Raw genomic sequence first — 26,047 nt, forward strand, 5'->3', positions numbered from 1 at the left:
AAGGCCTGCCTGCCCCGTCACGGCGCACATCACCCGTGGTTGCCATGACGTCGAGCAGGACTGCCGCCCCTCCGCCGGACCAGCAGTCATGCGCTCCCTGAGCCCGTCGGACCAAGCTGGCGCGGGCCTTGCTAAATACCCAGCATGGAGCGGTCAACGCCGATCGCCCCCTTTCACGACAAAGGCGCCGTGTTCGTCTCCCTCCGGGGAGCACGACCGGCGCCTTTTCGCTTTCTGGTTCTCGAAGGATCCTTGCCATGGCCACTACCCACATCAAGAGCGTCTGCCCCTACTGCGGCGTCGGCTGCGGGATCGTCATGCAGGTGGAAGACGGCCGGGTCACCAAGGTCAGTGGCGATCGCGACCATCCGGCCAATCGCGGCCGCCTCTGCACCAAGGGCAGCACCAGCCACCAGGCGCTGGTGGACAGTGGGCGCATGGCGCAGGCCTACGTCCGCCACGACCGCTCCCACGAACCGGTGCAGACCGGGCTGGATCAGGCCGTCACTGCCACCGCCGAGCGGTTGCGTGCCATCCTCGACCGCCACGGGCCGGACGCCATCGCCTTCTATGTGTCCGGCCAGCTGTCGCTGGAGGCCCAGTACCTGGTGAGCAAGCTGGCGCGGGGCTTCATCGGCACCAACCAGCTCGAATCCAATTCCCGGCTGTGCATGGCCAGCGCCGGCACCGGCTACAAGCTGTCCCTTGGCGCCGACGGCCCGCCCGGCTCCTACGACGACCTCGACCACGCCGATCTCTTCCTGGTCAGCGGCGCCAACATGGCCGACTGTCACCCCATCCTCTTCCTGCGCCTGCTGGATCGGGTCAAGCGCGGCGCCCGGCTGATCGTCATCGATCCGCGGCGCACCGCCACTGCCGAAAAGGCCGATCTCTTCCTGCAACTGCGCCCGGGCACCGATCTGCTGCTGCTCAATGGCCTGCTGCACCTGTTGCACGCCGAGGGCTATCTGGACGAAGCCTTCATCGCCGCCCATACCGAGGGCTGGGAGGCCATGCCCGATTTTCTCGCCGACTACAGTCCCGCGCGCGTGGCCGCCGGGACGGGGCTGGCCGAGGCGGACATCCGCACGGCGGCGCGCTGGATCGGCGAGGCCGGTGAATGGACCAGTCTCTGGACCATGGGCCTGAACCAGAGTACCCACGGCACCTGGAGCACCAACGCCCTGTGCAACCTGCACCTGGCCACCGGCAAGATCTGCCGCCCCGGCAGCGGCCCCTTCTCCCTGACCGGCCAGCCCAATGCCATGGGCGGGCGCGAGATGGGCTACATGGGGCCCGGCCTGCCCGGCCAGCGCAGCCTGCTGTCCGCCGCCGACCGCGCCTTCGTCGAACGCGCCTGGCGGATTCCGGAAGGCACCCTGCACACCCGCCTGGGCCAGGGCACCGTCGCCCTGTTCGAGGACCTGGCCGCCGGCACCGTGAAGGCCTGCTGGATCATCTGCACCAATCCGGTGGCCAGCGTGGCCAATCGCGAGACGGTCATCCGCGGGCTGCAGGCGGCCGAACTGGTGATCACCCAGGACGCCTTTCTCGACACCGAGACCAACCGCTACGCCGACATCCTCCTGCCCGGCGCGCTCTGGGCCGAGGCCGACGGGGTGATGATCAACTCCGAGCGCAACCTGACCCTGGCCCCCCAGGCCGTCAACCCGCCCGGCGCGGCCCGCGCCGACTGGCGGATCATCGCCGACGTCGCCTGTGCGATGGGTTATGGCGAGCACTTCAGCTACGCCTCGGCCGCCGAGGTGTTCGACGAGATCAAGCAGTTCCACAACCCCCAGACCGGCTACGACCTCCGCGGCGCCAGCCATGCCCGGCTGCGCGAGACGCCGCTGCAATGGCCCTGCCCCAGCGCGGAAAGCGATCCGCGCCAGCCGATCCGCTATCGCAACGACGGCCGTAGCCAGACCCTGCGCCTGGATGAAACCGGCGAACCCACCGCGCTCAACTTCGCCACCCCCAGCGGCAAGGCGCAATTCTTCGCTCGCCCGCACCTGGACCCGGCGGAATTGCCGGATGCCGACTACCCCTTCGTGCTCAACACCGGGCGTCTGCAGCACCAGTGGCATACGCTCACCAAGACCGGCAAGATCGCCGCGCTGAATCGCCTCAATCCGGCGCCCTTCGTCGAGGTGCATCCCCAGGACGCCCAGGCGTTGGGGCTCAGCGCGGGCGACCGGCTGGAGATCACCTCGCGCCGCGGCCGTGCCGTGTTGCCGGTGACCCTCAGCGACCGGGTCCAGCCCGGTAACTGCTTCGCGCCCTTTCACTGGGCCGACGTCCAGGGCAGCGACCTGGCCATCAATGCCGTCACCAGCGACGCCGTCGACCCGCTCTCGCTGCAACCGGAACTCAAGGTCTGCGCGGTGCGCCTGACCCGGGTCGCCACCATTCCCCACCGCCAGCTGCCGGCCGACGAGCCGGTCACCGAGAGCGTCCAGCAACCCGCCCTGGCGCGGCTGGCCGATCTCACCGGGGTCGCCACCGCGGTCCGGCCCCAGCTCAGCGCGGCCGAACGCACCTACCTGGCCGGCTTCATGGACGGCCTGCGCGACGGTGGCGCCCAGGGCGTACCCTGCCTGCCGGCCCAGGCGCCGCTGGCCGCCGAAACCCGGCTCTGGCTCGATGGCCTGCTCGCCGGGCTGTTCAGCCGCCTGCCGCAAAGCCAGAGCGCCGGCCTGCCCCAGACCGCTACCGCGCCGGCCGATCTGGTGGTGCTCTGGGCCTCCCAGACCGGCAACGCCGAAGCCCTGGCCGAGCGCTGCGTCGCCCGCCTGTGCCAGGCCGGTCTCACCGTCGAATTGCACGACATGGCCGCCTATGCCGTCGAACGCCTGAGCGGTGCCCGCCGCGTCCTGCTGGTGAGCAGCACCTTTGGCGACGGCGAGGCCCCGGACAATGGCCAGGCCTTCTGGCAGGGCCTCGGGCGCCTCGATGCCTCCCTCGCCGAGCTGGACTACGCCGTGCTGGCCCTGGGCGATTCCACCTATGAGCAGTTCTGCGGCCACGGCCAGCGCCTCGACGCCCGCCTGGCCGAACTCGGCGCCCGCCGCCTCTGCCCGCGGCTGGACTGCGACGCCGATGGCCTCGACGCCGCCGACGCCTGGCTGACCGCCCTGCAAGGGCAGCTGGCGCCCCAGGCCGCCCAGGTACCCGTCGCCCCTCCGACCACGACCGGTCGCCCGACGGCGGTGCCCGCGCGGCTGGTCATCAACCGGAGACTCAACGGTGCCGGATCGAACAAGGAGGTCCGGCTGTTCGGTTTCGAATCCGCGCAGCCCCTGACCTACCAGGCCGGTGACGCCTTGAGCGTGAAGGCGCGCAACTGCCCGGAACTGGTCGAGGAGGTCCTCGCCCTCGCCGGCCTGGACGGCGAACAAGCGGTCACGGTAGCCAAGGTCGGCGAGCTGTCGCTGCGCCAGGCGCTAAGCGAACACTATGAGATCGCCCGTCCCAACCCCGAGACCCTGGCGCTGATCGCCGAGCGCAGCGATGCTGCCGAGTGCCGCGCCCTGCTGGGCGACCGGGAGAGACTCAAGACCTGGCTCTGGGACCGGCAACTGGCCGACGTCCTGGCCCGCTTTCCCGCCCGGCACGACGCCAGCGAATTGCTCGGCAGCCTCAAGCGCCTGCAACCGCGGCTCTATTCCATCGCCTCCAGCCCCCTGGCCCATGCCGGCCAGGTGCACCTCACGGTCTCGGCGGTGCGCTACGGTCAACGCAAGGGCGTGGCCTCCACCTTTATCGCCGACCGCCTGCAGGACGCCACCACCGAGGTGCATATCCAGCCTTCACGTCACTTCCGCCTGCCGGACCAGGGTGACGTCCCGCTGATCATGATCGGCCCCGGCACCGGCATCGCGCCCTTCCGCGGCTTTCTCCACGAGCGCCGCGCCCGGGGCGACGGGGGTCGCAACTGGCTGTTCTTTGGCGAGCAGCACGCCGCCCATGACTTCTACTACCGCGACGAACTGGAAGCCTTCCAGCGCGATGGCCTGCTGGACGAACTCAGTCTGGCCTTCTCCCGCGACCAGGCCGAGAAGGTCTATGTGCAGGATCGGCTGCGCGAACGCGGCGCCGAGGTCTGGCGCTGGCTGCAGGACGGCGCCCGCGTCTATGTCTGCGGCGATGCCAGCCGCATGGCCAGGGACGTGGACCAGGCCCTGCGCCAGGTGGTGGCGACCCATGGCCACCTCAGCGACGAGGCCGCTGCCGACTATGTGCGCGGGATGAGCGAGCAAAAGAGATATCTGAAGGACGTCTACTAGCGCCAGCCGCTACAGCACCGCGCGCACCAGGCGGGTAAAGGCCGCGATGGCCTCGCGCTCGCCCAGCGCCCCGCGCACCACGGCCGCGGCCAGGGCCTCGCCGGCGCCGACCAGGCCGATGCAGGACACCTGCAACTCCGCAGCGGACCCTTCGCTATGCGGCGTGAGCACCGCCGCCACTATCCGGGTGCCGTGCTCCAGCAACTCCTGATACACCGCGGTCTTTTCCTCGCTCCCCGCCAGGGCCGCCGCCAGCACGCCGACCTCGCCCTGCATGTCGGTTACGCAGCGGATGTAGCCCTCGGCCAGCGCCGCGGTGGCCTCTTCGGCGCTCTGCTGCCGGGCGGTCATGGCCTGGCGAAAGGCATCCATCTGCGCCAGATCGAGCCAGCGATAGAGTTCGATGAGCAGTCCCGAGCGGGTCCCGAAATGCTCGTAGACGACCGGTTTGGAGACGCCTGCCTGTACGGCCAGATAGCCCAGGGTCAGGCGATCCGCGCCCTCTTCCCGGACGATAACCCGCGCTGTTTCCAGCAATTGCTGACGCCGCGCCGCCTTCGAAAGACGCCGCCCGGCCCCTTCGGAGACCGGTGTTTCAGGGGTGGATCGCTCTGCCATTGGTCAACTCTTCTTGCAAACCTACTAAAGGTAGGTTAATCCTGGACTGGAACCTACTCTTGGTAGGTTAACGCGGAGAACGGCTGCTGCCCAAGGGGCCGTGCAGTCTCCCGGGACCTCAGCACTGCAACGACGAGGACAGCATCATGCCACTGCAACCCATACTCTTTGCCGGCGGTTCGGGCACGGTAGGCCGCCAGGCCGTCCACTGGTTCCGCCAGCGCCAGCCTGACTGGCCGCTGCTGGTCGGGGGTCGCAACCTCGCCACGGCCGAGGACGTCGCCCAGGCCGCCGGCCAGGCCCGGGCGGTGGGCCTGGATCTCGATCAGCCGGGGCTGGGACTGGATCCCGCCCTCAACCCGGCAGCCGTGATCATGCTGGCACCGGATCAGGCCCTGCACGGCCTGCGCCTCGCCCAGCGCCTGGGCATCCCCTATCTCAATGCCAACACCGGCGTCACCGAACTGGGCCCGGAGGTCGCCCTGTTCATGCACCGCCCCGGCGCCCATGCCCTGGTGCTGTCCAGCCACTGGGCTTCGGGCGCCGCCCTGGCGCTGGCGCTCGATCTCGCCCGCCGCTTCACCCGGGTCACGGCGATCGGGGTGGAGGTCTTGCTGGATGAAGAAGATCCGGCCGGTCCCCTGGCCTGGGAAGACATGGCGCGAGTGCACAGCGCGGCGCCCGCGGCCCTGGCGTTCCGCCATGGGCGCCGCCACTGGCTGAGCGGTGCCGACCTGCAGGGCAGCGTCAGGGCGCTGGACGGTCGCACGCTGGCCGCCACGGCCTTTGGCTCCATCGACCTGCTCAGTCTCTGGGCCACCACCGCCGCGCCGGAACTCCGCTTCGACATCGCCATGGGCGAGTCCTCCAGCCGCCGGCGGGGCGCGGAAACGGCGGCCGAAATCGCGGTCAGGGCGACCGGCGAAAGGGACAGCCAGACCACCACCGCACGGTCCGTGCTGGAATTCAGCCAGGGGCAGGCCTCGCTGACCGCCCTCGGGCTGGTGCTGTCGCTGGAGCGGGTGCTGGGCCTGGTAGGCGGAAAACCACTGCCGGCGGGTCTCTATATGCCCGAACAGCTCTGGGCGGCCGACTGGTTCCTGCAGGAGTTGCAGCGGGAGGGCGCGGTGCTGCATCACCCGGTGGACGGGCACTGACCGCAGGAAATGGCGGAAGGCAGTGGGAGTCGAACCCACCCGGGAACGGCTGCCGTCCCCAACCGGGTTTGAAGCCCGGCCACGCCACCGGGCGTGATTGCCTTCCTCTGTTGCGCTAGCCCTCGGCGCCGCGGGCCCAGGCGCTGTCCGGGCGGACCCGGCGCTCGTCGCCGAAGCGACGGGTGAAACCGATGCGATCCAGGCATTCGAGGATCTGGATGCTGCGCTTGCGACCGATGCCAAGGGCATCGCGAAAGGCCGCGGCGCGAATGATCCCTGCTTCGCACTCCAGGCGCAATGCCTCGCCTGCCGCGGCTTCCAGACTCGCCTGGGGATAGAAGAGATCCTTGACCACCTGGGTCAGTTCCCCCAGCCGGGCCAGTTTGCGCAGCAACAGCCGCACCTCGGCCTCGGGCTGACCCAGGCTCTTGGCGAGATCGCGGGTCCAGGGCGGATCGAAGCGCTGGGCCTCCAGCAGCGGCCAGAGCCGGGCCTTGAGCCCCTCCTCCGCCTCGGTGAGGCGTACCCGGTGATCGGGCAGGTGCAGCCAGGGACCGCTGCTCTGCAGGCGCCCTTCGGCCAGGGCCGTCTCCAGCAGCGCCAGATAGACGGGCCGCTCAAGTTCCGGCGCGGCGATGCGGCGCAGGCGATCCCGATCCGGACCCAGCTCGTCGGGTTGTTCCTGGTGAAAGGTAGCGAGCGCTTCGCTCAGGCGCTCGAGCGCTGCCTGCCACAAGGAGGCTGCAAACAACCGCGGGCCGACCCGCGTCTCCACCCTCAGGGTGTCGGCGGGCAGTTGCCAGTCGCCTTCGGGTCGGTTGAACTGACGCGCCAGCAGCCGTGGATCGAGACCGCCGTCGGCCTGGGCCAGGAGTTCGGGCAGGGCTTCCTCCAGGCCGCCCTGCCGCAGCGCCTGAAGTTGCGCCAGGCGTTGCGGGGTGCGGCGATGGCGGGCCGGGGCGAAGGGATCGAGCAGCCGCGCACCGCCCAGGGTGCGCTGGGCGGACTGGTCGCGCAGCACCAGGCGATCGCCGTGCACCCCGTGCAAAGGCGCATTGAGCACCAGCTGCGCCAGGGCCGTGGCACCCGGGGCGAGGCTGTCGCCTTCCAGCAGGGCGACGCGCCCGGTGAGATCCTGGGCGCCGAGGTGCACGTGCACCGGCGTCCAGTGCGCCAGGTTGCGCGCCTCGCCGGGCAGCAGGCGCAGCTCCACGTCGAGGCGGGTGGTGGGCGCGTGCAGCGCCTCGGCCACCAGCCAGTCGCCGCGGGCGAGGCTGTCGGTGCTCAGGCGCTCTCCCGCCAGATTGAGCGACACCCGCTGACCGGCCTGAGCCGCTTCCGCGGCGCGATTCTGCGCATGCAGTCCCCGCACCCGCAGCCGCTGGCCACGCGGGGTGAGGATGAGTTCGTCGCCAATGGCCACCTGGCCGGCAAAGGCGGTGCCGGTGACCACCACGCCGGCCCCGGCGACGCTGAATACCCGGTCCACCGCCAGGCGAAAGCCGCCGCGGGCATTGCGCTGGCGCACCTGGTCCAGGGCCGCGAGCAGGGCGGCGCGCAACGCGGGGATGCCGGCGCCGCTGGGGCTGGCCACCGGATACAGCGGCGCCCCGGCGAAGGGCCCGGCAGCCAGCAGCGCACTGACCTCCTGACGCACCTGGGCCAGCCGCTCGGCGTCCACCCGATCGGCCTTGGTCAGGGCCACCAGCAGCCGGGGAATGCCGAGCAATTCGAGGATCGCCAGGTGCTCGCGGGTCTGCGGCATGACGCCATCGTCGGCCGCCACCACCAGCAGGGCCAGATCCAGGCCGCTGGCACCGGCCAGCATGTTGTGCACGAAGCGCTCGTGGCCGGGTACGTCGATGAAGCCGGTGAGGCCGCCGTCGCCCAGGTCGGCATAGACATAGCCCAGGTCGATGGTGATGCCACGCGCCTGCTCTTCGCGGCGGCGGTCACCGGCGACCCCGGTGAGGGCCTGGATCAGCGCGGTCTTGCCATGGTCGATGTGGCCGGCGGTGCCGATGATCATGAGGACGTTACCAGGCGGATGTACAGGGACGTCATGGCGGCTCCAGGCGGCGGACTGGCGCTCAGGGTAGCGGCGCCCCGCGCGCTCGCCTAGCCGTGACGCTCGCGCAGGAAGGCCACGAAGGCGCGCAGGGGCGCGGGCAACTGGCGGCGATCCGCGTAGTAGAGCCGCGGACCGGGAAAGGACGGCGACCAGTCCGCCAGCACTTCCACCAGGCGGCCGTCGGCCAGGGGCGCGGCCAGGTAGTCGGCGAAGGAATAGATGAGGCCGACGCCGTCGAGGGCGGCCTGCAGCTCCAGGTCGAGCGCCGAGGCCAGCAGGCGACTGCCCGGCGCGACATTGATGACCTCGCTGCCGCGCTCGAGGCTCCACTGCGCCACCAGGCCACTGGCGAAGCGATGCCCGATGCAGGAATGCCTGACCAGGTCGGCGGGGTGTGCCGGTACGCCGTGCTGCTCCAGGTAGGCCGGGGTTCCGGCCACGGCGAATCTCTGGGTGACGGGGCCCAGCCGCACGCTGATCATGTCGGCCTCCAGATGCTCGTCGTAGCGCACCCCGGCATCGAAACCGGCGGCGAGTACGTCGATCAGCCGGTCCTCGGCCACCACCTCCAGGCGAATGCCCGGATGCCGGGCCAGGAAGGGGCCGATCAGCGGCGGCAGCAGCACCCGGGCGACGATGGTGGGCACATTGAGTCTCAGGCTGCCCACCGGACTCTCGCCCTCGGCATTGATGGCGTCCAGCGCGCCGCGCACCTCGCGCAGGGCCGGGGTCAGGCGTTCCAGCAGGCGCTGGCCGGCCGCGGTGGGCGTCACGCTGCGGGTGGTGCGGTGCAGCAGCCGCACATCCAGTTCCCGCTCCAGCCGCCGCACCGCATCGCTCAGCGAAGAGGCGGCCACGCCACGCACATAGGCGGCGCCGCGAAAGCTGCGAGCCTCGGCCACGGCGGCGAAGGCCGCCAGGTCATCCAGATTCAAGACGCCTCCATTGTACGGCTGCGCGAACAGGTCGTTGTGTCAGGAGCGGATTATCGCACAGCGTCCGGACGACTAGAGTGAAGCCTCATCCACCTGACGAGGAATCCCTCATGCAACAGCGTCGCTTGGGCCAGCAGGGCCCTCTGGTATCCACGCTCGGTCTGGGCTGCATGGGCATGTCCGATCTCTATGGCGCCGCCGACCGTGGCGAGGCCATCGCCATCGTCCAGGCCGCCCTCGAACGCGGCGTCACCCTGTTCGACACCGGTGACTTCTATGGCATGGGCCACAACGAGCTGCTCCTGGGCGAAGCCCTGCGCGGTCGGCGGGAGCAGGCGCTGATCAGCGTCAAGTTCGGCGCCCTGCGCGGTCCGGGCGGCGAGTGGCTGGGCTACGACGCCCGGCCGGCGGCGATCAAGAATTTCGTCGCCTACAGCCTCAAGCGCCTGGGCGTGGACCACATCGACATCTATCGCCCGGCGCGGCTGGATCGCCAGGTGCCCATCGAGGACACCATGGGCGCCCTCGCCGAGCTGGTGCAGGCCGGCTACATCCGCCACATCGGCCTCTCGGAAGTGGGCGCCCAGACCCTGCGGCGGGCGGCCGCGGTGCATCCGGTCTGCGACCTGCAGATCGAGTATTCGCTGGTCTCGCGCGGCATCGAGGCCGAGATCCTGCCGACCTGCCGCGACCTGGGCATCGGCATCACCGCCTATGGCGTGCTCTCCCGCGGCCTGCTCAGCGGTCACTGGCGCCAACCCTCGGGCAGCGGCGACTTCCGTGCCCTCAGTCCGCGCTTCCAGCCGGGCAACGTGGAGCGCAACCTGGCGCTGGTGGAAGGCCTGAAGCAATTCGCCGAACGCCGCGGCACCACCCCGGCCCGGCTGGCGGTGGCCTGGGTCGCCGCCCAGGGCGACGGCATCGTGCCCCTGGTCGGTGCCCGCCGTCGCGAACAACTGGACGAATCCCTCGGTGCGCTGGCGGTGACCCTGAGCGCCGCGGACCGTGCCGAGCTGGAACGGCTGCTGCCGCCAGGCGCGGTGGCCGGCGATCGCTACGGCGAACACCAGTTGCGCGATCTCGACAGCGAACGCTGAGTCACGCCCGCCAGCCAACGGCCCGCCTTGCGCGGGCCGTTGACGTTTTAGCGCTCGGCCGGACGCTCCTGCATCAGCACCCAGGGCGCCACCACCACCGCCCACAGAGCCACCGCCGGCGCTTCCAGTCGGCGGCGCGCCCGGTCTTCGTCGACCTTGGCCAGCTGGCCCTGCTGCAGCCACAGCCCTACCTGGGCGGCATCGTCCTGGGTCACGGCGATGGCCGCCTCGATCAGGTCCAGCTCCGGTGCCACTTCCAGCAGCACGCCCCGCGCAAAATGCGGTTGCAATTCTTCCCAGCTGATGGCGGCAGTCTGCCCGAGCAGGGTGGCGTAGCGCGTTGCGTGATCGGTCATGGTGCGGGCCTCGTGAAAAGGGCGGATTCTACCGGCGCCCTCTTCGCTTGCCGAGCGCCCGGACGCGCGGTCGACAAGTCCAACAAGTTGTCGTCGCCAGCTTTCCAAGACGAACAGACGGTGATTAAACTGCGCAGCGCGTCATATAGAACAAAATCGGCACACTTTCGCTTCCAACTGCCTCATTAATAAAAGCATTCCGAGTGGAGCACTCATGAAAAAGGCAACTCTGCGTTTCTCCCGTCTGATCGCGGCCCTGGCCCTGGCCGGCATGGCCAGCCACACCCTGGCAGCCGACACCCTGAAGATCGGTCTGGCCGGCCCCAAGACCGGTCCGGTCGCCCAGTACGGTGACATGGAGTTCATTGGTGCCCAGATGGCCATCGAGCAGATCAACAAGGCCGGCGGCGTCAAGGGCAAGCAACTCGAAGGCGTGATCTACGACGACGCCTGCGATCCCAAGCAGGCCGTGGCGGTTGCCAACAAGATCGTCAACGATGGCGTAAAGTTCGTCGTCGGTCACCTCTGCTCCAGCTCCACCCAGCCGGCCTCCGACATCTATGAAGACGAAGGCATCCTGATGGTGACTCCGGCGGCCACCAGCCCCGACATCACCAACCGTGGCTACAAGCTGATCTTCCGCACCATCGGCCTGGACAACATGCAGGGCCCGACCGCCGGCAAGTTCATCGTCGAGCACGTCAAGCCCAAGGTCGTCGCCGTCATCCACGACAAGCAGCAGTACGGCGAAGGCATCGCCACCGCGGTCAAGCAGACCCTGGACAAGGCCGGCATCAAGGTCGCCATGTTCGAAGGCATCAACTCCGGCGACAAGGACTTCTCCTCGCTGATCGCCAAGCTCAAGCAGGCCAACGTCGACTTCGTCTACTACGGCGGCTACCACCCCGAGCTGGGTCTGATCCTGCGCCAGGCGGCCGAGAAGGGCCTGACCGCCAAGTTCATGGGTCCGGAAGGCGTGGGCAACAGCTCCATCTCCGCCATCGCCGGCAAGGCCTCCGAAGGCCTGCTGGTCACCCTGCCGCGCTCCTTCGACCAGGATCCCAAGAACCAGGCCCTGGTGCAGGCGTTCAAGGACAAGAAGCAGGATGCGAGCGGTCCCTTCGTGTTCCCCTCCTACGCCGCCGTGCAGGTCATCGCCCAGGGCATCGAGAAGGCGGGCGACGAGAAGCCCGAGGACGTGGCCAAGGCACTGCGCAGCAACACCTTCAACACCCCCACCGGTGAGTTGGCGTTCGACGAGAAAGGCGACCTGAAGAACTTCGAGTTCGTGGTCTACGAATGGCACGCCGACGGCTCCAAGACCGAAGCCAAGTAAGCCCTGCCTGTAACACCGAAGCCCACCGCCAACGGCGGTGGGCTTCGTTTATCCGCCTCCATCCGAGGCCTGGGACCCGCACCAGAAGTGCACTTGGGTCCCCTGGAGACACCCATGCCCGAGTTCTACCATTACCTGCAACAGCTGGTGAACGGCCTCACGGTCGGCAGCACCTATGCCCTGATCGCCATCGGCTATACCATGGTCTACGGCATCATCGGCATGATCAACTTCGCCCATGGCGAGGTGTACATGATCGGCTCCTACGTGGCCTTCATCGCCATCGCGGGCCTCGCCATGCTGGGCATCCACAGCCTGCCCATCGTCATGCTCGCCGCCTTCGCCGCCAGCATCGTCATCGCCAGTGCCTATGGCTACAGCATCGAACGCATCGCCTATCGCCCCCTGCGTGGCGGTAACCGGCTGATCCCGCTGATCTCGGCGATCGGCATGTCGATCTTCCTGCAGAACTGGGTGCTGCTGGCGCAGGATTCCAAGGACAAGTCGATCCCCAACCTGCTGCCGGGCAACTTCATCATCGGCACCGACGCCATGAATGGCGTGGTGATCTCCTATGTACAGGTGCTGATCTTCATCGTCACCCTGCTTACCATGTTCGGCTTGACCTGGTTCATCTCCCGCTCCCGCCTGGGCCGCGCCTGCCGCGCCTGCGCCGAGGACATCAAGATGGCCAACCTGCTGGGCATCAACACCAATGGCATCATCGCCCTGACCTTCGTCATCGGCGCCACCCTGGCCGCCGTGGCCGCGGTGCTGCTGGGCATCCAGTACGGCGTGATCAACCCGAGCCTGGGCTTCCTGGCCGGCATCAAGGCCTTTACCGCCGCCGTGCTCGGCGGCATCGGCAGCATCCCCGGCGCCATGCTCGGCGGCCTGGTGCTGGGCGTGGCCGAAGCCTTCGGTGCCGACGTCTTCGGTGACCAGTACAAGGACGTGGTGGCCTTCAGCCTGCTGGTACTGGTGCTGCTGTTCCGCCCCACCGGCATCCTCGGTCGCCCGGAGGTGGAAAAGGTATGAGTGCCCGTCTGCGAACCGCCTTCTTCAGCGCCCTGCTGGTGCTGGCCGTCGCCTATCCCATCCTCGGCCTCAAGCTGGAAACGGTCGGCGTCAACCTCGAAGTGCACGGCGCCACGCCGCGTACCCTCTGGATCGTGGCCCTGGCCGCGGTGCTGATGTTCGTCTGGCAACTGGTGCGTGATCCGCTCACCGCCGGCTGGCGTAACCGCGGCGGCCTGCAGCTGCCGGTTACCGGCCTGGGCACCAAGCTCACCGAACCCAAGACCCAGCGCTGGGTGATCCTGGCCCTGGTGCTGGTCGCCCTGGCGTGGCCCTTCTACGGCTCGCGCGGCGCGGTGGACATCGCCACCCTGATCCTCATCTACGTGATGCTCGGCCTCGGTCTGAACATCGTGGTGGGTCTGGCCGGTCTGCTCGACCTGGGCTACGTCGGCTTCTATGCCGTCGGCGCCTACACCTACGCCATGCTCTCCCACTACTACGGCCTCGGCTTCTGGGTCTGCCTGCCGCTGGCGGGGCTGATGGCGGCACTGTTCGGCTTCCTGCTCGGCTTTCCGGTGCTGCGCCTGCGCGGCGACTACCTGGCCATCGTCACCCTGGGCTTCGGCGAGATCATCCGCATCCTCCTGCGCAATCTCACCGAATGGACCGGCGGCCCCAACGGCATCAGCGGCATCGACAAGCCGACCCTGTTCGGCCTGACCTTCGAGCGCCGGGCACCCGAGGGCATGACGCCCTTCCACGAGTATTTCGGCATCCCCTACAACTCCGAGTACAAGGTGATCTTCCTTTATTTGATCGCCCTGCTGCTGGTGCTGCTGACCCTGTTCGTGATCAACCGCCTCTTGCGCATGCCCATCGGCCGCGCCTGGGAAGCCCTGCGCGAAGACGAGATCGCCTGCCGCGCCCTGGGTCTGAATCCCACGCTGATCAAGCTCTCGGCCTTTACCCTGGGCGCCTGCTTCGCCGGATTCGCCGGCAGCTTCTTCGCTGCCCGCCAGGGCCTGGTGTCGCCGGAGTCCTTCACCTTCATCGAATCGGCCATCATCCTGGCCATCGTGGTGCTGGGCGGCATGGGTTCCCAGCTCGGCGTGATCCTCGCGGCCATCGTGATGATCCTGCTGCCGGAGCTGATGCGCGAATTCAGCGAATACCGCATGTTGATGTTCGGCCTGCTGATGGTCGTGATGATGATCTGGCGTCCGCAAGGCCTGCTCCCGATGCAACGCCCGCACCTGGAGTTGCGCAAATGAGCCAAGCCCTTCTCGATGTCTCCGGCCTGTCCATGAGGTTCGGCGGCCTGCTGGCCGTCAACGGCGTCAACATTCGCGTGGAGCAGGGCCAGGTGGTCTCGCTGATCGGCCCCAACGGCGCCGGCAAGACCACGGTGTTCAACTGCCTGACCGGCTTCTACCGTCCCAGCGGCGGGGAGATCCTGCTCAACGGCGAGGCCATCCAGGGCCTGCCCGGGCACAGGATCGCCCGCAGGGGCGTGGTGCGCACCTTCCAGAACGTCCGCCTGTTCAAGGAAATGACCGCGGTGGAGAACCTGCTGGTCGCCCAGCATCGCCACCTCAACACCGGCTTCCTGGCCGGACTGTTCAAGACCCCGGCCTTTCGCAAGAGCGAGGCCGAGGCCATGGACTATGCGCGCTTCTGGCTGGAGCAGGTCAACCTCACCGAATTCGCCAACCGCAACGCCGGCAACCTCGCCTATGGCCAGCAGCGCCGTCTGGAAATCGCCCGCTGCATGATGACCCGCCCGCAGATCCTCATGCTCGACGAGCCGGCCGCCGGCCTCAACCCGCGCGAGACCGAGGACCTCAAGGCGCTCATCGCCCTGCTGCGCGCCGAGCATGGCGTGACCGTGCTGCTGATCGAGCACGACATGCACCTGGTGATGAGCATTTCCAACCACATCGTGGTGATCAACCAGGGCACGCCCCTGGCCGACGGGACGCCGGAGCAGATCCGCAACAATCCCGACGTGATCAAGGCCTACCTGGGCGAATCCTGATGGAGACCTCCATGCTGCAGTTCGACAACGTCTCCACCTTCTACGGCAAGATCCAGGCGCTGCATGGCGTCAGCGTGCAGGTCAACCGGGGCGAGATCGTTACCCTGATCGGCGCCAACGGGGCCGGCAAGTCCACCCTGCTGATGACCCTTTGTGGCACGCCGCGCGCCCATGGCGGCAGCATCCGCTACGAGGGCGAAGAACTGGTCGGCCAGGAAACCGCGCAGATCATGCGCAAGGGCATCGCCGTGGTGCCCGAGGGTCGCCGGGTGTTCGCCCGCCTGACCGTGGAAGAGAATCTGGCCATGGGCGGCTTCTTCACCGAGAAGGACGGCTACGACCGTCAGCTGGACAGGGTCCTCGGCCTCTTCCCACGCCTCAAGGAGCGCTATGCCCAGCGCGCCGGCACCATGTCCGGCGGCGAGCAGCAGATGCTCGCCATCGGCCGGGCGATGATGAGCGAGCCGCGCCTGCTGCTGCTGGACGAACCCTCGCTGGGGCTGGCGCCCATCATCATCCAGCAGATCTTCGAGATCATCGAACAACTGCGCCAGGATGGGGTGACGGTGTTCCTGGTCGAGCAGAACGCCAACCAGGCGCTCAAGCTGGCCGACCGCGGCTACGTGCTGGAGAACGGCCGCATCGTCATGCAGGACAGCGGCGCCGAGCTGCTGGCCAACCCGGACGTGCGCAAGGCCTATCTGGGCGGTTGAGTCCTTCTCCAATCGCGGCCATGGCGGTCCGCTGATGCGACCGCTCTTGCTGTGGATCTCATCGCGGCCATGGGCCGCTCCTACGGTTGCCTGTAGGAGCGGCCCATGGCCGCGATAGCACGTAGGTTAGGTTGAGACGGCTCCCTCGTCGAAGCCCAACGATGCCTGCTCGAATTCCGGCTCTGTTGGGCTTCGTTGCGCTCAACCCAACCTACGAGGGTAAGCCGGCGCTGGCGTGACAACCCCCTACCCCAACGCCTCCAGGCGCTGCCGACTGCGCTCGAACCAGTCGCTCAGGGCCTCCGCCACCACCCGTGTTCGCTTGGGCAGGCCACCCTGGTAGGGATGCACCAGAAACAGCGGCTGGCTGGGCGTGCGCCAGTCCCTGAGCAGCCAGACCAGTGCACCGCTGGCCAACTCCTCGTGCACCATGAACGACGGCAGCCGGGCGATGCCCTGCCCGGCCAGGGCTGCCTGCTTGAGCAGGCTGTAGTGATTGCAGGCCAGGCTGGGCGCCACCTGGACACGACCGAGGCGGTGATCGCGGTGATAGAGCCAGACCTCGCCCTCGGCATAGTGATTGTTCACCAGGCAACGGTGATCGAGCAGCTCCTCGGGCACCTGCGGCAACTCATGCGCGGCCAGGTAGGCGGGCGCGGCGCAGGTCACCTCCTGCATGGCGAACAGTGGGCGAGCGACCAGGCGCTCGTCCGGCTCCACACGCGCACGGATCGCCAGGTCGAAGCCCTCGGCCACCAGGTCGCGGTAGCCATTGTCCAGCACCAGGTCCAACTGGATGGCGGGATGGGCGGCGCGGCAGGCCAGCAGCACCTCGAAAAAGGTGTAGCCCAGGGACACCGGCACGGTCAGGCGTACCGGACCGACGGCCTCCTCCTGCAGCCGGGCCACGCTCTGCAGGGCCCGCTCACGCTGGCGCACCAGGGCCTGGGCCTCGGGCAGCAGGGTGCGCCCGGCGGCGGTGGGGTCGAGGCGGCGGGTGGTGCGGTGCAGCAGGCGGGTCTCCAGCCGTACCTCCAGCGCGCGGATGCGCTTCGACAGCTGCCCCTTGCTGCAGCCCAGGCGCTCGGCGGCACGGGTGAAGCTGCCGCTTTCACAGAGGATGGCGAAGGCGGCGAGATCGGCGAAGTCGTCCTGCATCGTTTCCTCCAGGAAACACTGGATTGCCATTCCGGTGATTTATCAGGGTAATGCGCCATTCTAGGCTGAGGACTCCCTTCCCTTCACGGAGTCGTCCCATGAAAATCATCCTCGTCGGTGCCAGCGGTACCCTGGGCAGCGCCATCGCCGAACGCCTCGGTAGGCGCCACGATTTGGTGCGGGTCGGTCGCCACTCGGGCGATCTCCAGGCGGACATCACCCAGCCGGACTCCATCCGTGCCCTGTTCGCCAAGGTCGGCCGCTTCGATGCCCTGGTCAGTGCCACCGGCGCCCTCGCCTTCGCACCTGTGACCGAATTGACCCAGGCCGACTTCCAAGTCGGCCTGAGCAGTAAACTCATGGGCCAGGTCAACCTGGTGTTGCTGGGACAGGCCCAGGCGTCCGACGGTGCCTCCTTTACCCTCACCAGCGGCATCGTGAGCGAACATCCCATCCACCAGGGCAGCGCGGCGGCCATGGTCAACGCGGGGCTGGAAGGTTTCGCCCGAGGTGCCGCCATCGAGCTACCACGCGGCCAGCGCCTGAATGTGGTCAGCCCCACCGTGGTAGAAGAGTCCCTGGCGCACTATGGCGACTTCTTCCTCGGCTTCAAGGCCATTCCCGTCGCCGAAGCCGCCCGCGCCTACGAACGCAGCGTAGAAGGACGAGAAACCGGCAAGACTTATCGCGTCTGGTAAGTCCTTGAGCTCCCGACGTTGTCTGAGTAACGTGTGCCCACCTCAGTCGGGAGTCCCGCGATGCCAGCGCCGCGTTCCATCTTTCCCCTTGCCCTGCTCGGCCTCCTCGGCGGTTGCAGTCTGTTCCAGAGCGACGACACCCCGCGTGCACCGGGCGGCGAACGCCTGCAGGGCGATCTGCGCTGGAGCGGTGACCAGCTGCTGTTCCGCCCCTGCCAGGAACAGCGCTTCTTCGACGTCACCGACGCCAACAACACCGCCATCCTGCGTGATGCCCACGAACTGGCCGCCGACAGCGGTGCCGCTTCGCTGTTCGCCGATCTGCGCGGCAAGCTCAAGTCCGGCGGTCGCGATGGCGCCCAGGGCGTGTTCGCCGTCACCGATGTCTACCGTGTGCAATACAGCGGTCCGGGTTGCAGCGATCCCAACTTCAAGCGCACCGCCATGAACGCCGGTGGCCATGGACCGGACTGGAGCGTCCAGGTCAGCAATCAGGGCATGCTGGTCAGCACCGCCGGCCAGCAGCGCCGCGCCCTGCCCTTCGTGCAGGAAGAATTGCCCGGCGGCATGCGCGCCCTGTCCACCGAGGCCAATGGCGAGAAGGTCGAGTTGTGGATCAATCCGCGCCGCTGCGTGGACGGCCGTACCGGCACCGTGCAATCGCTGCAGGCCGAATTGCGCATCAATGGCCAGACCTGGCAGGGCTGCGCCTTCTACGGCGGTGCCGGCAACCCCACCTAGCCCGGGTGTTCGCGCGTTGCTTAGCGCGATCCCCTTGGCATCTCGCGCTTTACGTTTAGCGTCGCGCGCCCTCAGGGGCTAGTCTAGCGACGGCAAGGATTCACCCGCTTCGCTTGGCCGCCCCCGGGTCCGATCAGGCGAAGGCACAGGAACGCTCATCTAGCCAGGGTCCAGGCATGCCTACCTCTCCAGCGTCCCGTAGCGCCTCTCCGCGCCGACGGGGCCATACCGTCCTCCTGCGGCTGTTCCCAGCGCTTTGCGTACTGCTCTTGGGCCTTATCGGCCTGGGCTGCTACCTGCTGGTCGACAATGCCGTGCGCCAGGATGCCACCGTCGCCCAGCACACCGAGCGTGCCGTCGGCCGCACCTTCACCCGCCTCGACGAAGAGGTGGCCCGCAACCTGATCGACTACAGCAAATGGGACGAGGCCTATCGCCGCCTTCACCTGGAGCTGGACCACGACTGGGCCTACGACCAGGGCAATCTCGGCGAATCGCTGTACCGGGTCTATGGCTACGAAGGGGTGCTGGTGTTCGACAGCCAGGATCGGCCCCGCTATCGCCTGCTCGAAGGGCAACTGGCCGATCCTGCTACGCCCTGGCTGCAGGGCGACATCGCTGGTCTGCTGGCCGCGGCGCGCAGCGTCGATGCCCGCGCCGGCAGTGTGTCTGGCGTCCTCAACGTGGCCGGCACGCCGGCGCTGGTGGCCGCCGCGGCCATCACCCCGGGTGACCAGCCCGGCGTCCGTTCCCTGGATACGCCGGCTTCGGTACTGGTCTTCGTCAATGTGCTGAGTCCCGCCCGGCTGGCGACCCTGAGCGAAGCCAACAACCTGCCACCGCTCGGCATTACCACCGATCCGGCCGGGAGTCGCGGCAGCTGGCAACTGCCCGGCTCCAGCTATCAGTTGACCTGGCGTCCGCCGCGCCCGGGGCTGTGGCTGATGCAGCAGACCCTGCCGCTGTTCGGCGGCGGGGTGTTGATCCTGCTGCTGGGACTGATCTGGCTGTTTCGCCAGGCGCTGCTGTCGATGCGCCAGCTGGATACCCAGTACGATGACCTGCTGGCCAGTCGCAGCGAACTGGCCATTGGCGAGCGACGCTTCCGCGACATCGCCGAGGCCACCTCGGACTGGCTGTGGGAGGTCGATGCCGGTCTGCGCCTGGTCTATGTCTCGGAGCGCTTCGCCGAGGTCACCGGGGAAGCCGCCGACCGCTGGCTGGGACGGCCGCTCAACGAACTCCTGACACCCCACGCCGATACCCTGGCGCACTGGCTGGCCGGCCATGCCCACGACCGCAAACCGAGACCCCCGCTGGTCTGCCACTACCTGGATGGCAGCGGTCGCGAGCGCACCTGCCGGGTGGCCGCCCGGGCCATTCCCGAGGGTGGCTATCGTGGCACCGTCACCGACCTCACCGACGAGATCGAGGCCCTGGCCCAGGTCCAGCACCTGTCCTGGCACGACCCCCTCACCGGCCTGCCCAATCGCCACCGCCTGCACCAATTTCTCGCCACCCACCTGGAGGGCCCGGAGCCCCGTCCCCTGGCCCTGCTCAGTCTCGACCTGGATAGATTCAAGACGGTCAACGACGCCCTCGGCCATGCCGCCGGCGATCAGGTACTGCAGGAGGCAGCGCAGCGTCTGCGGCAGAACGTGACCGCCACCGACCTGGTGGCGCGTCTGGGCGGCGATGAATTCTGCGTGGTGCTCAGCGGCGAACGCGAGCCGGGCGCCATCGCCGACCTCTGTCGACGGCTGGTGGAGCAGCTGCGGCAGCCCTTCCGCCTCGGCGAGCAGCGCATCTTCATCGGCAGCAGCCTGGGCGTGGCCCTGGCACCGCGGGATACCAGCATCCCGGCCGAGTTGTTGCGCCTGGCCGACATCGCCCTCTACCAGGCCAAGGCCGCTGGCCGTGGCACCTGGCGCTTCCACGAACCGGCCATGAACGAACAGGTGCTGTTGCGCCGGCAACTGGAACAGGACCTGCGCCAGGCCCTGCGCGACGACCGTCTCAGTCTCTACTACCAGCCGCGGCGCAGCCTCGCCGACGGCAGCCTGCGCGGCTTCGAGGCGCTGGTGCGCTGGGAACACCCGACCCAGGGCTTGTTGGAGCCGCTGGACTTTTTGGCCTTGGCCGAAGACGCCGGACTCGCCCAGCGCCTCGGCCGCTGGGTGCTGGAGACCGCCTGCCACGACGCCCAGGGCTGGCCGGAACGGCTCTCGGTGTCGGTCAATCTGTCACCGCAGCAATTCCACGCCAACGAGGATCCGGTGCAGACCGTGGCCGAGGCGCTCTACCAGAGTGGCCTGGCCGCCCCGCGCCTGGAGCTGGAACTCACCGAACGCACCCTGCTGGACCCCGCGGCCGATGTGGCCAACACCCTGAGCGCGCTCAAGGGCCTGGGCGTACGGCTGTGCCTGGACGACTTCGGTTCCGGCCTCTGCTCCCTGGCCTATCTGCGCCGCTATCCGCTGGACGGCATCCGCCTGGATCGCAGCCTGATCGCCCGGCGCAACCACGCGCCGGAAGACAGTGCCCTGGTCCGCGCCATGATCGATCTCGGCCGCTCACTGGGGCTGACCGTGACCCTCAAGGGCGTGGAAGACGCCGAGCACCTGCGCCAGCTGCAGCACCTGCCGGCGGACGAGATCCAGGGCTTCCATTGCGGCGCGCCCCTGCCGGCCGATCAGCTAGGCGCCTGGCTGGACGAAGGGGTGGCCGAGCCACTGTGAGCTGAAGGGGGTGCGCCGGGCGCCTAGCGCTCGGCCACCATGCTGCCCTCGCCCGCCGCGCCACGGCGCTGGTTGCGGTCGTCGCGGGGGGTGACGCCAAAGAAGTTGCGATAGGCGCTGGAGAAATGCGGTCCCGACGAGAAGCCGCAGGACAGGCCGATCTGGATGATGGACTTGCTGGTCTGGGTGAGCATCTTGCGCGCCCGGTTCAGGCGCAATTCCAGATAGTACTGGCTGGGCACCCGCGCCAGGTACTGCTTGAAGATCCGCTCCAGTTGCCGGCGGGACACGCAGACGTGCTGGGCAATCTCGTCGGTGGTGAGCGGCTCTTCGATGTTGGCCTCCATCAGCATGACCGCCTGGGTCAGCTTGGGATGACTTGACCCCAGCCGGTTCTTCAGCGGAATGCGCTGCCGCTCGCTGCCTTCGCGCAGGCGCTCGACGATCAGCTCCTCGGCGATGGTGCCGGCCTGCTCCGCGTCGCGATCGCGGCCGATCATCGCCAGCAGCAGATCAAGGATGGCCAGGCCGCCACAGGCGGTCAGGCGATCGCGGTCCCACTCATAGAGGTGGTGAGTGGCGATGATCTTGGGAAACTGCTCGCTGAATTCCTCCAGCCAGCGCCAGTGCACGGCGGCGCGATGACCGTCGAGCAGGCCGAGCTGGGCGAGGATGTGCACCCCGGCGGAAAAGCCTCCCAGCACCACTCCGGCCCGGGCGGTCTGACGCAGAGCCGCGGCCAGGGGTGGCGGCAGCGTCGGCGAAGGTTCGTCGGCCAGCACGAAAAGGCGATCCAGGCGCTCCAGCTGCCCTTCCCAATGGCCACCCGGCAGCCGCGGCTGCAACTCGCTGCCGGCCTGCAGAAAGCGCACCTCGTAGGGCGTATCGCTCGAATGGCGAGCGGCGAGTTCCAGCGCTTCCTCGACCAAGCCCACGGTCAGCGGACGAACGTCGGGCCACAGCAGAAAGGCGATGCGGATGGTCATCTAACGTCTGGCTTCCTGTCGAGAGCGGCGGGGGCGGACCGATCCGGGACCGCGCGCCATGAAACCCTTGTGGGGTGGCACGCATGGTACGCCGGAGTACTGCCCCTGTCCCAGCCTTTGCCCGGGTAGCGGACCGATGCGCCCTCCGGTCCGCCGGCTGGCGCGATTCTAGCCCCGCCTGGCTGGCCAGGGCTTCTGCCCTGGCGACAAGTCTTTACAGGGATGCCAAAAACGAACCGCCCGCGACCGGAGACGGACGCGGGCGGCTGCTGGTGGAAGATGATCAGGCGACGGCCTGGCTCATCTGCTGGTGGGTCCCGACCAGATGCTGCACCACCCCCGGATCGGCCAGGGTGGAGATGTCGCCGAGGGAGTCGTATTCACCCACGGCGATCTTGCGCAGGATGCGTCTCATGATCTTGCCGGAACGGGTCTTGGGCAGCCCCGGCGCCCACTGGATGACGTCGGGCGTGGCGATGGGGCCGATCTCCTTGCGCACCCACTGCTTGAGTTCTTGACGCAGGGCCTCGTTGCCCTCCTCGCCCTGGTTGAGGGTGACGTAGACATAGATGCCCTGGCCCTTGAGGTCATGGGGCATGCCCACCACCGCGGCTTCGGCGACCTTGGGATGGGCCACCAGGGCGCTCTCGATCTCGGCGGTGCCCATGCGATGGCCGGAGACGTTGAGCACGTCGTCGACGCGACCGGTGATCCAGTAGTAGCCGTCTTCGTCGCGGCGGGCGCCGTCACCGGTGAAGTACATGCCCTTGAAGGTCTTGAAGTAGGTGTCGACGAAGCGGTCGTGGTCGCCATAGATGGAACGCGACTGGCCCGGCCAGGAATCGAGGATCACCAGGTTGCCTTCCACGGCGCCGTCGAGCAGGTTGCCTTCGTTGTCCACCAGCGCCGGCTGGATGCCAAAGAAGGGACGGGTCGCCGAGCCGGGCTTCTGGCCGATGGCGCCGGGCAGCGGGCTGATGAGAATGCCGCCGGTCTCGGTCTGCCACCAGGTGTCGACGATGGGGCAGCGCTCCTGGCCCACGGTCTTGTAGTACCAGTGCCAGGCCTCGGGATTGATGGGCTCGCCCACCGAACCGAGCAGGCGCAGGCTGCTGCCGTCGACGCCCTGCATGGCGGCATCGCCCTGGGCCATCATGGCGCGGATGGCGGTGGGCGCGGTGTAGAGGACGTTGACCTGGTGCTTGTCCACCACCTGGCCCATGCGGGTGACGTCCGGGTAGTTGGGCACGCCCTCGAACAGCAGGGTGGTGGCGCCATTGGCCAGGGGGCCGTAGACGATATAGCTGTGACCGGTGATCCAGCCGACGTCGGCGGTGCACCAGTAGACCTCGCCGGGGCGATAGTCGAAGACCCGCTCGTGGGTCAGGGCGGCATAGGTCAGGTAGCCACCGGTGGTGTGCAGGATGCCCTTGGGCTTGCCGGTGGAGCCGGAGGTATAGAGGATGAACAGCGCCGCCTCGGCGGACATCTCCTTGGGCTCGCAGTGTTCCGGAGCCACCGAGGTGATCTCTTCGTACCAGACGTCGCGGTGGCGGTGCCAGGCGATGTCGGCACCGGTGCGCTTGCAGACGATCACCTTGTGCACCGAATGGGTGGCCGGATTGGTCAGGGCTTCGTCGACATTGGCCTTGAGCGGGATCTTGCGACCGCCGCGCACGCCTTCGTCGGCGGTGATCACCAGCTTGGACTGGCAGTCGCTGATGCGGCCGGCCAGGGATTCGGGGGAGAAGCCGCCGAACACCACCGAGTGCACCGCGCCGATGCGGGCGCAGGCCAGCATGGCGACCACGGCCTCGGGGATCATCGGCATGTAGATGGTCACCACGTCGCCGCGGTGGATGTCCTGGCCGCGCAGGGCGTTGGCCAGCTGGCAGACCTCGCGATGCAGTTCGCGGTAGGTGATGTGACGGCTGTCGGCCGGATCGTCGCCTTCCCAGATGATGGCGGTCTGGTCGCCACGGGTTTCCAGGTGGCGATCCAGGCAGTTGTAGGAGGCGTTCAGGGTGCCGTCGGCAAACCACTGGATGTCGACGCGATGATCGTCGAAGGAGGTCTGCTTGACCCGGCTGAAGGGCTTGATCCAGTCCAGGCGCTGGGCCTGTTCGCGCCAGAAGCCATCCGGGTTGAGGATGGACTGCTGGTACAGGCGACGATAGGTGACTTCATCGGTCAGGGTCCGGGAAGCGACTTCCGCGCGGACCGGGTAGAAGGCGGCACTCATGGGACGATCTCCTCGGCGGGAAACTGTTGTTCTTGTTGCCTTCCGTTGTACGGCGCGCACCGGTTTCGGACCATTCGACCATGGTCGGACGGGGCGCCGGGAGCTGACCGACGGGTCTGTTACCCTTGCCCCTTCATGACTTTCTTCCCCCAAGGAGCGCCCCATGGCCGATCTCGCCCATTCCCATTGCGTCCCCTGCCGCTCCAGCGAGCCGGCCCTGAGCGCGGCCGCCAGCACCGAGCTGCTTAAGGCGGTCCCCGGCTGGACGCTGGTAGAACGCGAAGGGATTGCGCGCCTGGAACGCCGCTATGCGTTCGGCAACTTTTTGGAGGCGCTGGCCTTCACCAACCGGGTCGGCCGCGAGGCGCAGGACGAGGACCATCACCCGGCCCTGCTCACCGAATGGGGCGCGGTGACGGTGAGCTGGTGGACCCACAACATCGGTGGCCTGCACCGCAATGACTTCATCATGGCGGCGCGCACCGATGCCGTCGCCCTGGCGGCCAACGTCTGAGCGAGGGACTGCCGGATCGCCGGATCGCACGCTAGTCGCAGGCGGCGGCGAGCCCCTCGGCATGCACGAAACACAGCTTGTTGCCTTCCGGATCCCGGCAATAGGCGGCATAGAAGTCCGCACCGTAGCCAGGGCGCACCCCGGGTGCGCCTTCGTCGCTACCGCCCGATTGCAATGCCCGGTGCCAGGCGGCCTCCACGGCCTGGCGCGACGGCGCGGCGAAGCTCACCTGCACGCCATTGCCCCAGGACGCGGGCAGGCCGTTGAAGGGAATCTGCACATAGAATTGCGGCCAGGGGCGACCCTGCCGCTGCCAGCCGCAGCCAGGAGGACCGCCATCGTCCTCGACGGGCATCCGCACGAAACCGAATTCACGCAGAACGGCATCGTAAAAATCGACCAAGCGTTCCAGGTCGCGTGCACCCAGCTGGATGTGACTGAACATGAGCGGTACCCGTTGACTTCCCATCCGCCAACACCATACCGCTCTTGCGAGTCCGTCAAGCTACGGCGATCAAGCGCTCACCTTGAACCTGTTGGCGAGCCGCTCCAGTGTGCACACTGCCCCACCGGTCAACTGCGCACTCTGATGCGCCGCGGTACTGGACTGATGAACACTGGCCGCCAGGCTGCCCATGACCCTGAATCGCTGCCCGTTCTCCAGAGTTCCAGCGGTGAGCTTGTCGATGGTGATGAACAGTTGTTGCAACACCTGTTGAACCTCCTGCCTGTCTTCTGCAGCGGCCAAGGCCAATTGCAGGCCCGATTTCAGCTGTTCAATGCTGCTGTCCATGATGGCCACGGCGTCCTCGGTTCGACGCTGCATGTTGCTGATCATGTCGGCGATCTCTCCCGTGGAACGTGAGGTGCGATCGGCCAATTGCCGGACTTCATCGGCAACCACGGCGAAGCCCCGGCCACTTTCGCCCGCACGCGCCGCCTCGATGGCGGCGTTGAGGGCAAGCAGGTTGGTCTGATTGGCGATGGCGTTGATTACCGTCACGACCCGGCCGACTTCACTGGCGCTGTCTTTCACCTGCTTGATGGTGACGGTGGCCTCCTGTACCGAACGCTGGATATCGCTGCTGCTGCTCTGGACCTCCTGAAACTGCTTACGCGCCTCCTGTGCAGCGGTTCGTACCTGGGCGCGCATGACCTCCACCTCCGTCCCCGCCTCTTCCAATTCCTTCACCTGACTGCCGAGCGTCTGCATGCCCAACTCGAGTGACGAGCGCAGCCGCTGAGACTCATTCAATGAACGCTGGCTGGTTCCCTGCAGCTGGCTGTTGGCCTGTTCGATGTCACTACTGGTCATGACCACCTGCCCCACCATTTGGCCAAGG

21 protein-coding genes and 1 tRNA gene are annotated in these 26,047 nt (G+C 67.9%); 12 read left to right on the forward strand and 10 right to left on the reverse strand.

Annotated elements, in window-relative coordinates; all coding sequences use genetic code 11:
- Positions 1 to 257: 257 nt before the first annotated feature.
- Positions 258 to 4,289 carry a bifunctional nitrate reductase/sulfite reductase flavoprotein subunit alpha gene (locus BMZ43_RS04630; RefSeq protein WP_064307249.1) on the forward strand — a complete coding sequence of 1,344 codons (4,032 nt, stop codon included), beginning with the start codon at positions 258 to 260 and terminating at the stop codon, positions 4,287 to 4,289.
- A 9-nt stretch (positions 4,290 to 4,298) separates the two neighbouring features.
- Here the strand turns inward: BMZ43_RS04630 and BMZ43_RS04635 are convergent, their stop codons facing one another.
- Positions 4,299 to 4,907 (reverse strand): TetR/AcrR family transcriptional regulator, encoded by a 609-nt coding sequence (locus tag BMZ43_RS04635; RefSeq protein WP_256562868.1) that lies wholly within the window; start codon positions 4,905 to 4,907, stop codon positions 4,299 to 4,301.
- 146 nt (positions 4,908 to 5,053) lie between these two features.
- On the opposite strand from BMZ43_RS04635, the gene BMZ43_RS04640 reads away from it, so the two are divergent.
- Positions 5,054 to 6,064 carry an SDR family oxidoreductase gene (locus tag BMZ43_RS04640; RefSeq protein ID WP_017642416.1) on the forward strand — a complete coding sequence of 337 codons (1,011 nt, stop codon included), beginning with the start codon at positions 5,054 to 5,056 and terminating at the stop codon, positions 6,062 to 6,064.
- Between the two features lie 10 nt (positions 6,065 to 6,074).
- Here BMZ43_RS04640 and BMZ43_RS04645 read toward each other — a convergent pair.
- The 3 genes from BMZ43_RS04645 to BMZ43_RS04655 all read right to left on the reverse strand — a co-directional run bounded on the left by BMZ43_RS04645 (position 6,075) and on the right by BMZ43_RS04655 (position 9,070).
- A tRNA-Sec gene (locus BMZ43_RS04645) sits at positions 6,075 to 6,170 on the reverse strand.
- Positions 6,171 to 6,179: 9 nt separating this feature from the next.
- Positions 6,180 to 8,093 carry a selenocysteine-specific translation elongation factor gene (gene selB / locus BMZ43_RS04650; protein WP_064307250.1) on the reverse strand — a complete coding sequence of 638 codons (1,914 nt, stop codon included), beginning with the start codon at positions 8,091 to 8,093 and terminating at the stop codon, positions 6,180 to 6,182.
- A gap of 89 nt (positions 8,094 to 8,182) precedes the next feature.
- The gene (locus BMZ43_RS04655) at positions 8,183 to 9,070 is read right to left on the reverse strand and encodes a LysR family transcriptional regulator (protein ID WP_093250369.1); all 888 of its coding nucleotides are present in this window, start codon (positions 9,068 to 9,070) and stop codon (positions 8,183 to 8,185) included.
- 110 nt (positions 9,071 to 9,180) lie between these two features.
- Here BMZ43_RS04655 and BMZ43_RS04660 point away from each other — a divergent pair, with 110 nt between their 5' ends.
- Positions 9,181 to 10,167, forward strand: coding sequence for an aldo/keto reductase (locus tag BMZ43_RS04660; RefSeq protein WP_093250372.1), 987 nt, complete (start codon positions 9,181 to 9,183; stop codon positions 10,165 to 10,167).
- A gap of 47 nt (positions 10,168 to 10,214) precedes the next feature.
- Here BMZ43_RS04660 and BMZ43_RS04665 read toward each other — a convergent pair whose 3' ends face one another.
- A complete protein-coding gene (locus tag BMZ43_RS04665) occupies positions 10,215 to 10,523 on the reverse strand; it encodes a DUF2288 family protein (protein ID WP_093250374.1) in 309 nt (102 codons plus the stop codon).
- Between the two features lie 214 nt (positions 10,524 to 10,737).
- Here BMZ43_RS04665 and BMZ43_RS04670 point away from each other — a divergent pair, with 214 nt between their 5' ends.
- The 5 genes from BMZ43_RS04670 to BMZ43_RS04690 all read left to right on the forward strand — a co-directional run bounded on the left by BMZ43_RS04670 (position 10,738) and on the right by BMZ43_RS04690 (position 15,627).
- Positions 10,738 to 11,859: a branched-chain amino acid ABC transporter substrate-binding protein gene (locus BMZ43_RS04670; RefSeq protein WP_017642421.1), complete on the forward strand. Its 1,122-nt coding sequence runs from the start codon at positions 10,738 to 10,740 to the stop codon at positions 11,857 to 11,859.
- Between the two features lie 114 nt (positions 11,860 to 11,973).
- Entirely contained in the window at positions 11,974 to 12,897 is a 924-nt protein-coding gene (livH, locus tag BMZ43_RS04675) for a high-affinity branched-chain amino acid ABC transporter permease LivH (RefSeq protein ID WP_017642422.1), read from the forward strand.
- Positions 12,894 to 14,150, forward strand: a complete 1,257-nt coding sequence (locus BMZ43_RS04680; protein ID WP_064307298.1) for a high-affinity branched-chain amino acid ABC transporter permease LivM — start codon at positions 12,894 to 12,896, stop codon at positions 14,148 to 14,150. The genes livH and BMZ43_RS04680 overlap by 4 nt, the downstream gene beginning before the upstream one ends.
- Positions 14,147 to 14,914 carry a high-affinity branched-chain amino acid ABC transporter ATP-binding protein LivG gene (livG, locus tag BMZ43_RS04685; RefSeq protein ID WP_093250381.1) on the forward strand — a complete coding sequence of 256 codons (768 nt, stop codon included), beginning with the start codon at positions 14,147 to 14,149 and terminating at the stop codon, positions 14,912 to 14,914. Before BMZ43_RS04680 ends, livG begins: the two co-directional genes overlap by 4 nt.
- 11 nt (positions 14,915 to 14,925) lie before the next feature.
- Complete coding sequence (locus BMZ43_RS04690; RefSeq protein WP_017642425.1) at positions 14,926 to 15,627, forward strand: ABC transporter ATP-binding protein; 702 nt, start codon at positions 14,926 to 14,928, stop codon at positions 15,625 to 15,627.
- A gap of 246 nt (positions 15,628 to 15,873) precedes the next feature.
- On the opposite strand, the gene BMZ43_RS04695 is transcribed toward BMZ43_RS04690, so the two are convergent.
- Positions 15,874 to 16,785 carry a LysR family transcriptional regulator gene (locus BMZ43_RS04695; protein ID WP_064307300.1) on the reverse strand — a complete coding sequence of 304 codons (912 nt, stop codon included), beginning with the start codon at positions 16,783 to 16,785 and terminating at the stop codon, positions 15,874 to 15,876.
- Positions 16,786 to 16,883: 98 nt separating this feature from the next.
- On the opposite strand from BMZ43_RS04695, the gene BMZ43_RS04700 reads away from it, so the two are divergent.
- The 3 genes from BMZ43_RS04700 to BMZ43_RS04710 all read left to right on the forward strand — a co-directional run bounded on the left by BMZ43_RS04700 (position 16,884) and on the right by BMZ43_RS04710 (position 20,962).
- Positions 16,884 to 17,483: a short chain dehydrogenase gene (locus tag BMZ43_RS04700; protein ID WP_017642427.1), complete on the forward strand. Its 600-nt coding sequence runs from the start codon at positions 16,884 to 16,886 to the stop codon at positions 17,481 to 17,483.
- A 60-nt stretch (positions 17,484 to 17,543) separates the two neighbouring features.
- The gene (locus BMZ43_RS04705; protein ID WP_093250385.1) at positions 17,544 to 18,224 is read left to right on the forward strand and encodes a hypothetical protein; all 681 of its coding nucleotides are present in this window, start codon (positions 17,544 to 17,546) and stop codon (positions 18,222 to 18,224) included.
- Positions 18,225 to 18,400: 176 nt separating this feature from the next.
- Entirely contained in the window at positions 18,401 to 20,962 is a 2,562-nt protein-coding gene (locus BMZ43_RS04710; RefSeq protein WP_093250388.1) for a bifunctional diguanylate cyclase/phosphodiesterase, read from the forward strand.
- 23 nt (positions 20,963 to 20,985) lie between these two features.
- On the opposite strand, the gene BMZ43_RS04715 is transcribed toward BMZ43_RS04710, so the two are convergent.
- Both BMZ43_RS04715 and acs read right to left on the reverse strand, forming a co-directional pair.
- Entirely contained in the window at positions 20,986 to 21,948 is a 963-nt protein-coding gene (locus tag BMZ43_RS04715; RefSeq protein ID WP_093250392.1) for a GlxA family transcriptional regulator, read from the reverse strand.
- A 283-nt stretch (positions 21,949 to 22,231) separates the two neighbouring features.
- On the reverse strand, positions 22,232 to 24,190 hold the full coding sequence (acs, locus tag BMZ43_RS04720; RefSeq protein WP_093250396.1) for an acetate--CoA ligase: 1,959 nt from the start codon (positions 24,188 to 24,190) through the stop codon (positions 22,232 to 22,234).
- Between the two features lie 163 nt (positions 24,191 to 24,353).
- Between acs and BMZ43_RS04725 the strand changes: the two genes are divergently transcribed.
- Positions 24,354 to 24,704, forward strand: coding sequence for a 4a-hydroxytetrahydrobiopterin dehydratase (locus tag BMZ43_RS04725; RefSeq protein WP_093250409.1), 351 nt, complete (start codon positions 24,354 to 24,356; stop codon positions 24,702 to 24,704).
- A 31-nt stretch (positions 24,705 to 24,735) separates the two neighbouring features.
- Here BMZ43_RS04725 and BMZ43_RS04730 read toward each other — a convergent pair whose 3' ends face one another.
- Entirely contained in the window at positions 24,736 to 25,149 is a 414-nt protein-coding gene (locus BMZ43_RS04730) for a VOC family protein (RefSeq protein WP_093250411.1), read from the reverse strand.
- Positions 25,150 to 25,218: 69 nt separating this feature from the next.
- Positions 25,219 to 26,037 (reverse strand): methyl-accepting chemotaxis protein, encoded by an 819-nt coding sequence (locus tag BMZ43_RS27180; RefSeq protein ID WP_371099829.1) that lies wholly within the window; start codon positions 26,035 to 26,037, stop codon positions 25,219 to 25,221.
- Positions 26,038 to 26,047 lie beyond the last annotated feature (10 nt).

Source organism: Pseudomonas sp. Snoq117.2 (genome assembly GCF_900110545.1).
GTDB lineage: Bacteria > Pseudomonadota > Gammaproteobacteria > Pseudomonadales > Pseudomonadaceae > Chryseomonas > Chryseomonas benzopyrenica.

What these genes read in the sequence shown, in the direction of transcription:
- BMZ43_RS04630 (WP_064307249.1), top strand. Translation starts at nt 258, where the DNA reads ATGGCCACTACCCACATCAAGAGCGTCTGCCCCTACTGCGGCGTCGGC.
- BMZ43_RS04635 (WP_256562868.1), bottom strand. Translation starts at nt 4,907, where the DNA reads ATGGCAGAGCGATCCACCCCTGAAACACCGGTCTCCGAAGGGGCCGGG.
- BMZ43_RS04640 (WP_017642416.1), top strand. Translation starts at nt 5,054, where the DNA reads ATGCCACTGCAACCCATACTCTTTGCCGGCGGTTCGGGCACGGTAGGC.
- selB (WP_064307250.1), bottom strand. Translation starts at nt 8,093, where the DNA reads ATGATCATCGGCACCGCCGGCCACATCGACCATGGCAAGACCGCGCTG.
- BMZ43_RS04660 (WP_093250372.1), top strand. Translation starts at nt 9,181, where the DNA reads ATGCAACAGCGTCGCTTGGGCCAGCAGGGCCCTCTGGTATCCACGCTC.
- BMZ43_RS04665 (WP_093250374.1), bottom strand. Translation starts at nt 10,523, where the DNA reads ATGACCGATCACGCAACGCGCTACGCCACCCTGCTCGGGCAGACTGCC.
- BMZ43_RS04670 (WP_017642421.1), top strand. Translation starts at nt 10,738, where the DNA reads ATGAAAAAGGCAACTCTGCGTTTCTCCCGTCTGATCGCGGCCCTGGCC.
- livH (WP_017642422.1), top strand. Translation starts at nt 11,974, where the DNA reads ATGCCCGAGTTCTACCATTACCTGCAACAGCTGGTGAACGGCCTCACG.
- BMZ43_RS04680 (WP_064307298.1), top strand. Translation starts at nt 12,894, where the DNA reads ATGAGTGCCCGTCTGCGAACCGCCTTCTTCAGCGCCCTGCTGGTGCTG.
- livG (WP_093250381.1), top strand. Translation starts at nt 14,147, where the DNA reads ATGAGCCAAGCCCTTCTCGATGTCTCCGGCCTGTCCATGAGGTTCGGC.
- BMZ43_RS04690 (WP_017642425.1), top strand. Translation starts at nt 14,926, where the DNA reads ATGCTGCAGTTCGACAACGTCTCCACCTTCTACGGCAAGATCCAGGCG.
- BMZ43_RS04695 (WP_064307300.1), bottom strand. Translation starts at nt 16,785, where the DNA reads ATGCAGGACGACTTCGCCGATCTCGCCGCCTTCGCCATCCTCTGTGAA.
- BMZ43_RS04700 (WP_017642427.1), top strand. Translation starts at nt 16,884, where the DNA reads ATGAAAATCATCCTCGTCGGTGCCAGCGGTACCCTGGGCAGCGCCATC.
- BMZ43_RS04705 (WP_093250385.1), top strand. Translation starts at nt 17,544, where the DNA reads ATGCCAGCGCCGCGTTCCATCTTTCCCCTTGCCCTGCTCGGCCTCCTC.
- BMZ43_RS04710 (WP_093250388.1), top strand. Translation starts at nt 18,401, where the DNA reads ATGCCTACCTCTCCAGCGTCCCGTAGCGCCTCTCCGCGCCGACGGGGC.
- BMZ43_RS04715 (WP_093250392.1), bottom strand. Translation starts at nt 21,948, where the DNA reads ATGACCATCCGCATCGCCTTTCTGCTGTGGCCCGACGTTCGTCCGCTG.
- acs (WP_093250396.1), bottom strand. Translation starts at nt 24,190, where the DNA reads ATGAGTGCCGCCTTCTACCCGGTCCGCGCGGAAGTCGCTTCCCGGACC.
- BMZ43_RS04725 (WP_093250409.1), top strand. Translation starts at nt 24,354, where the DNA reads ATGGCCGATCTCGCCCATTCCCATTGCGTCCCCTGCCGCTCCAGCGAG.
- BMZ43_RS04730 (WP_093250411.1), bottom strand. Translation starts at nt 25,149, where the DNA reads ATGTTCAGTCACATCCAGCTGGGTGCACGCGACCTGGAACGCTTGGTC.
- BMZ43_RS27180 (WP_371099829.1), bottom strand. Translation starts at nt 26,037, where the DNA reads ATGGTGGGGCAGGTGGTCATGACCAGTAGTGACATCGAACAGGCCAAC.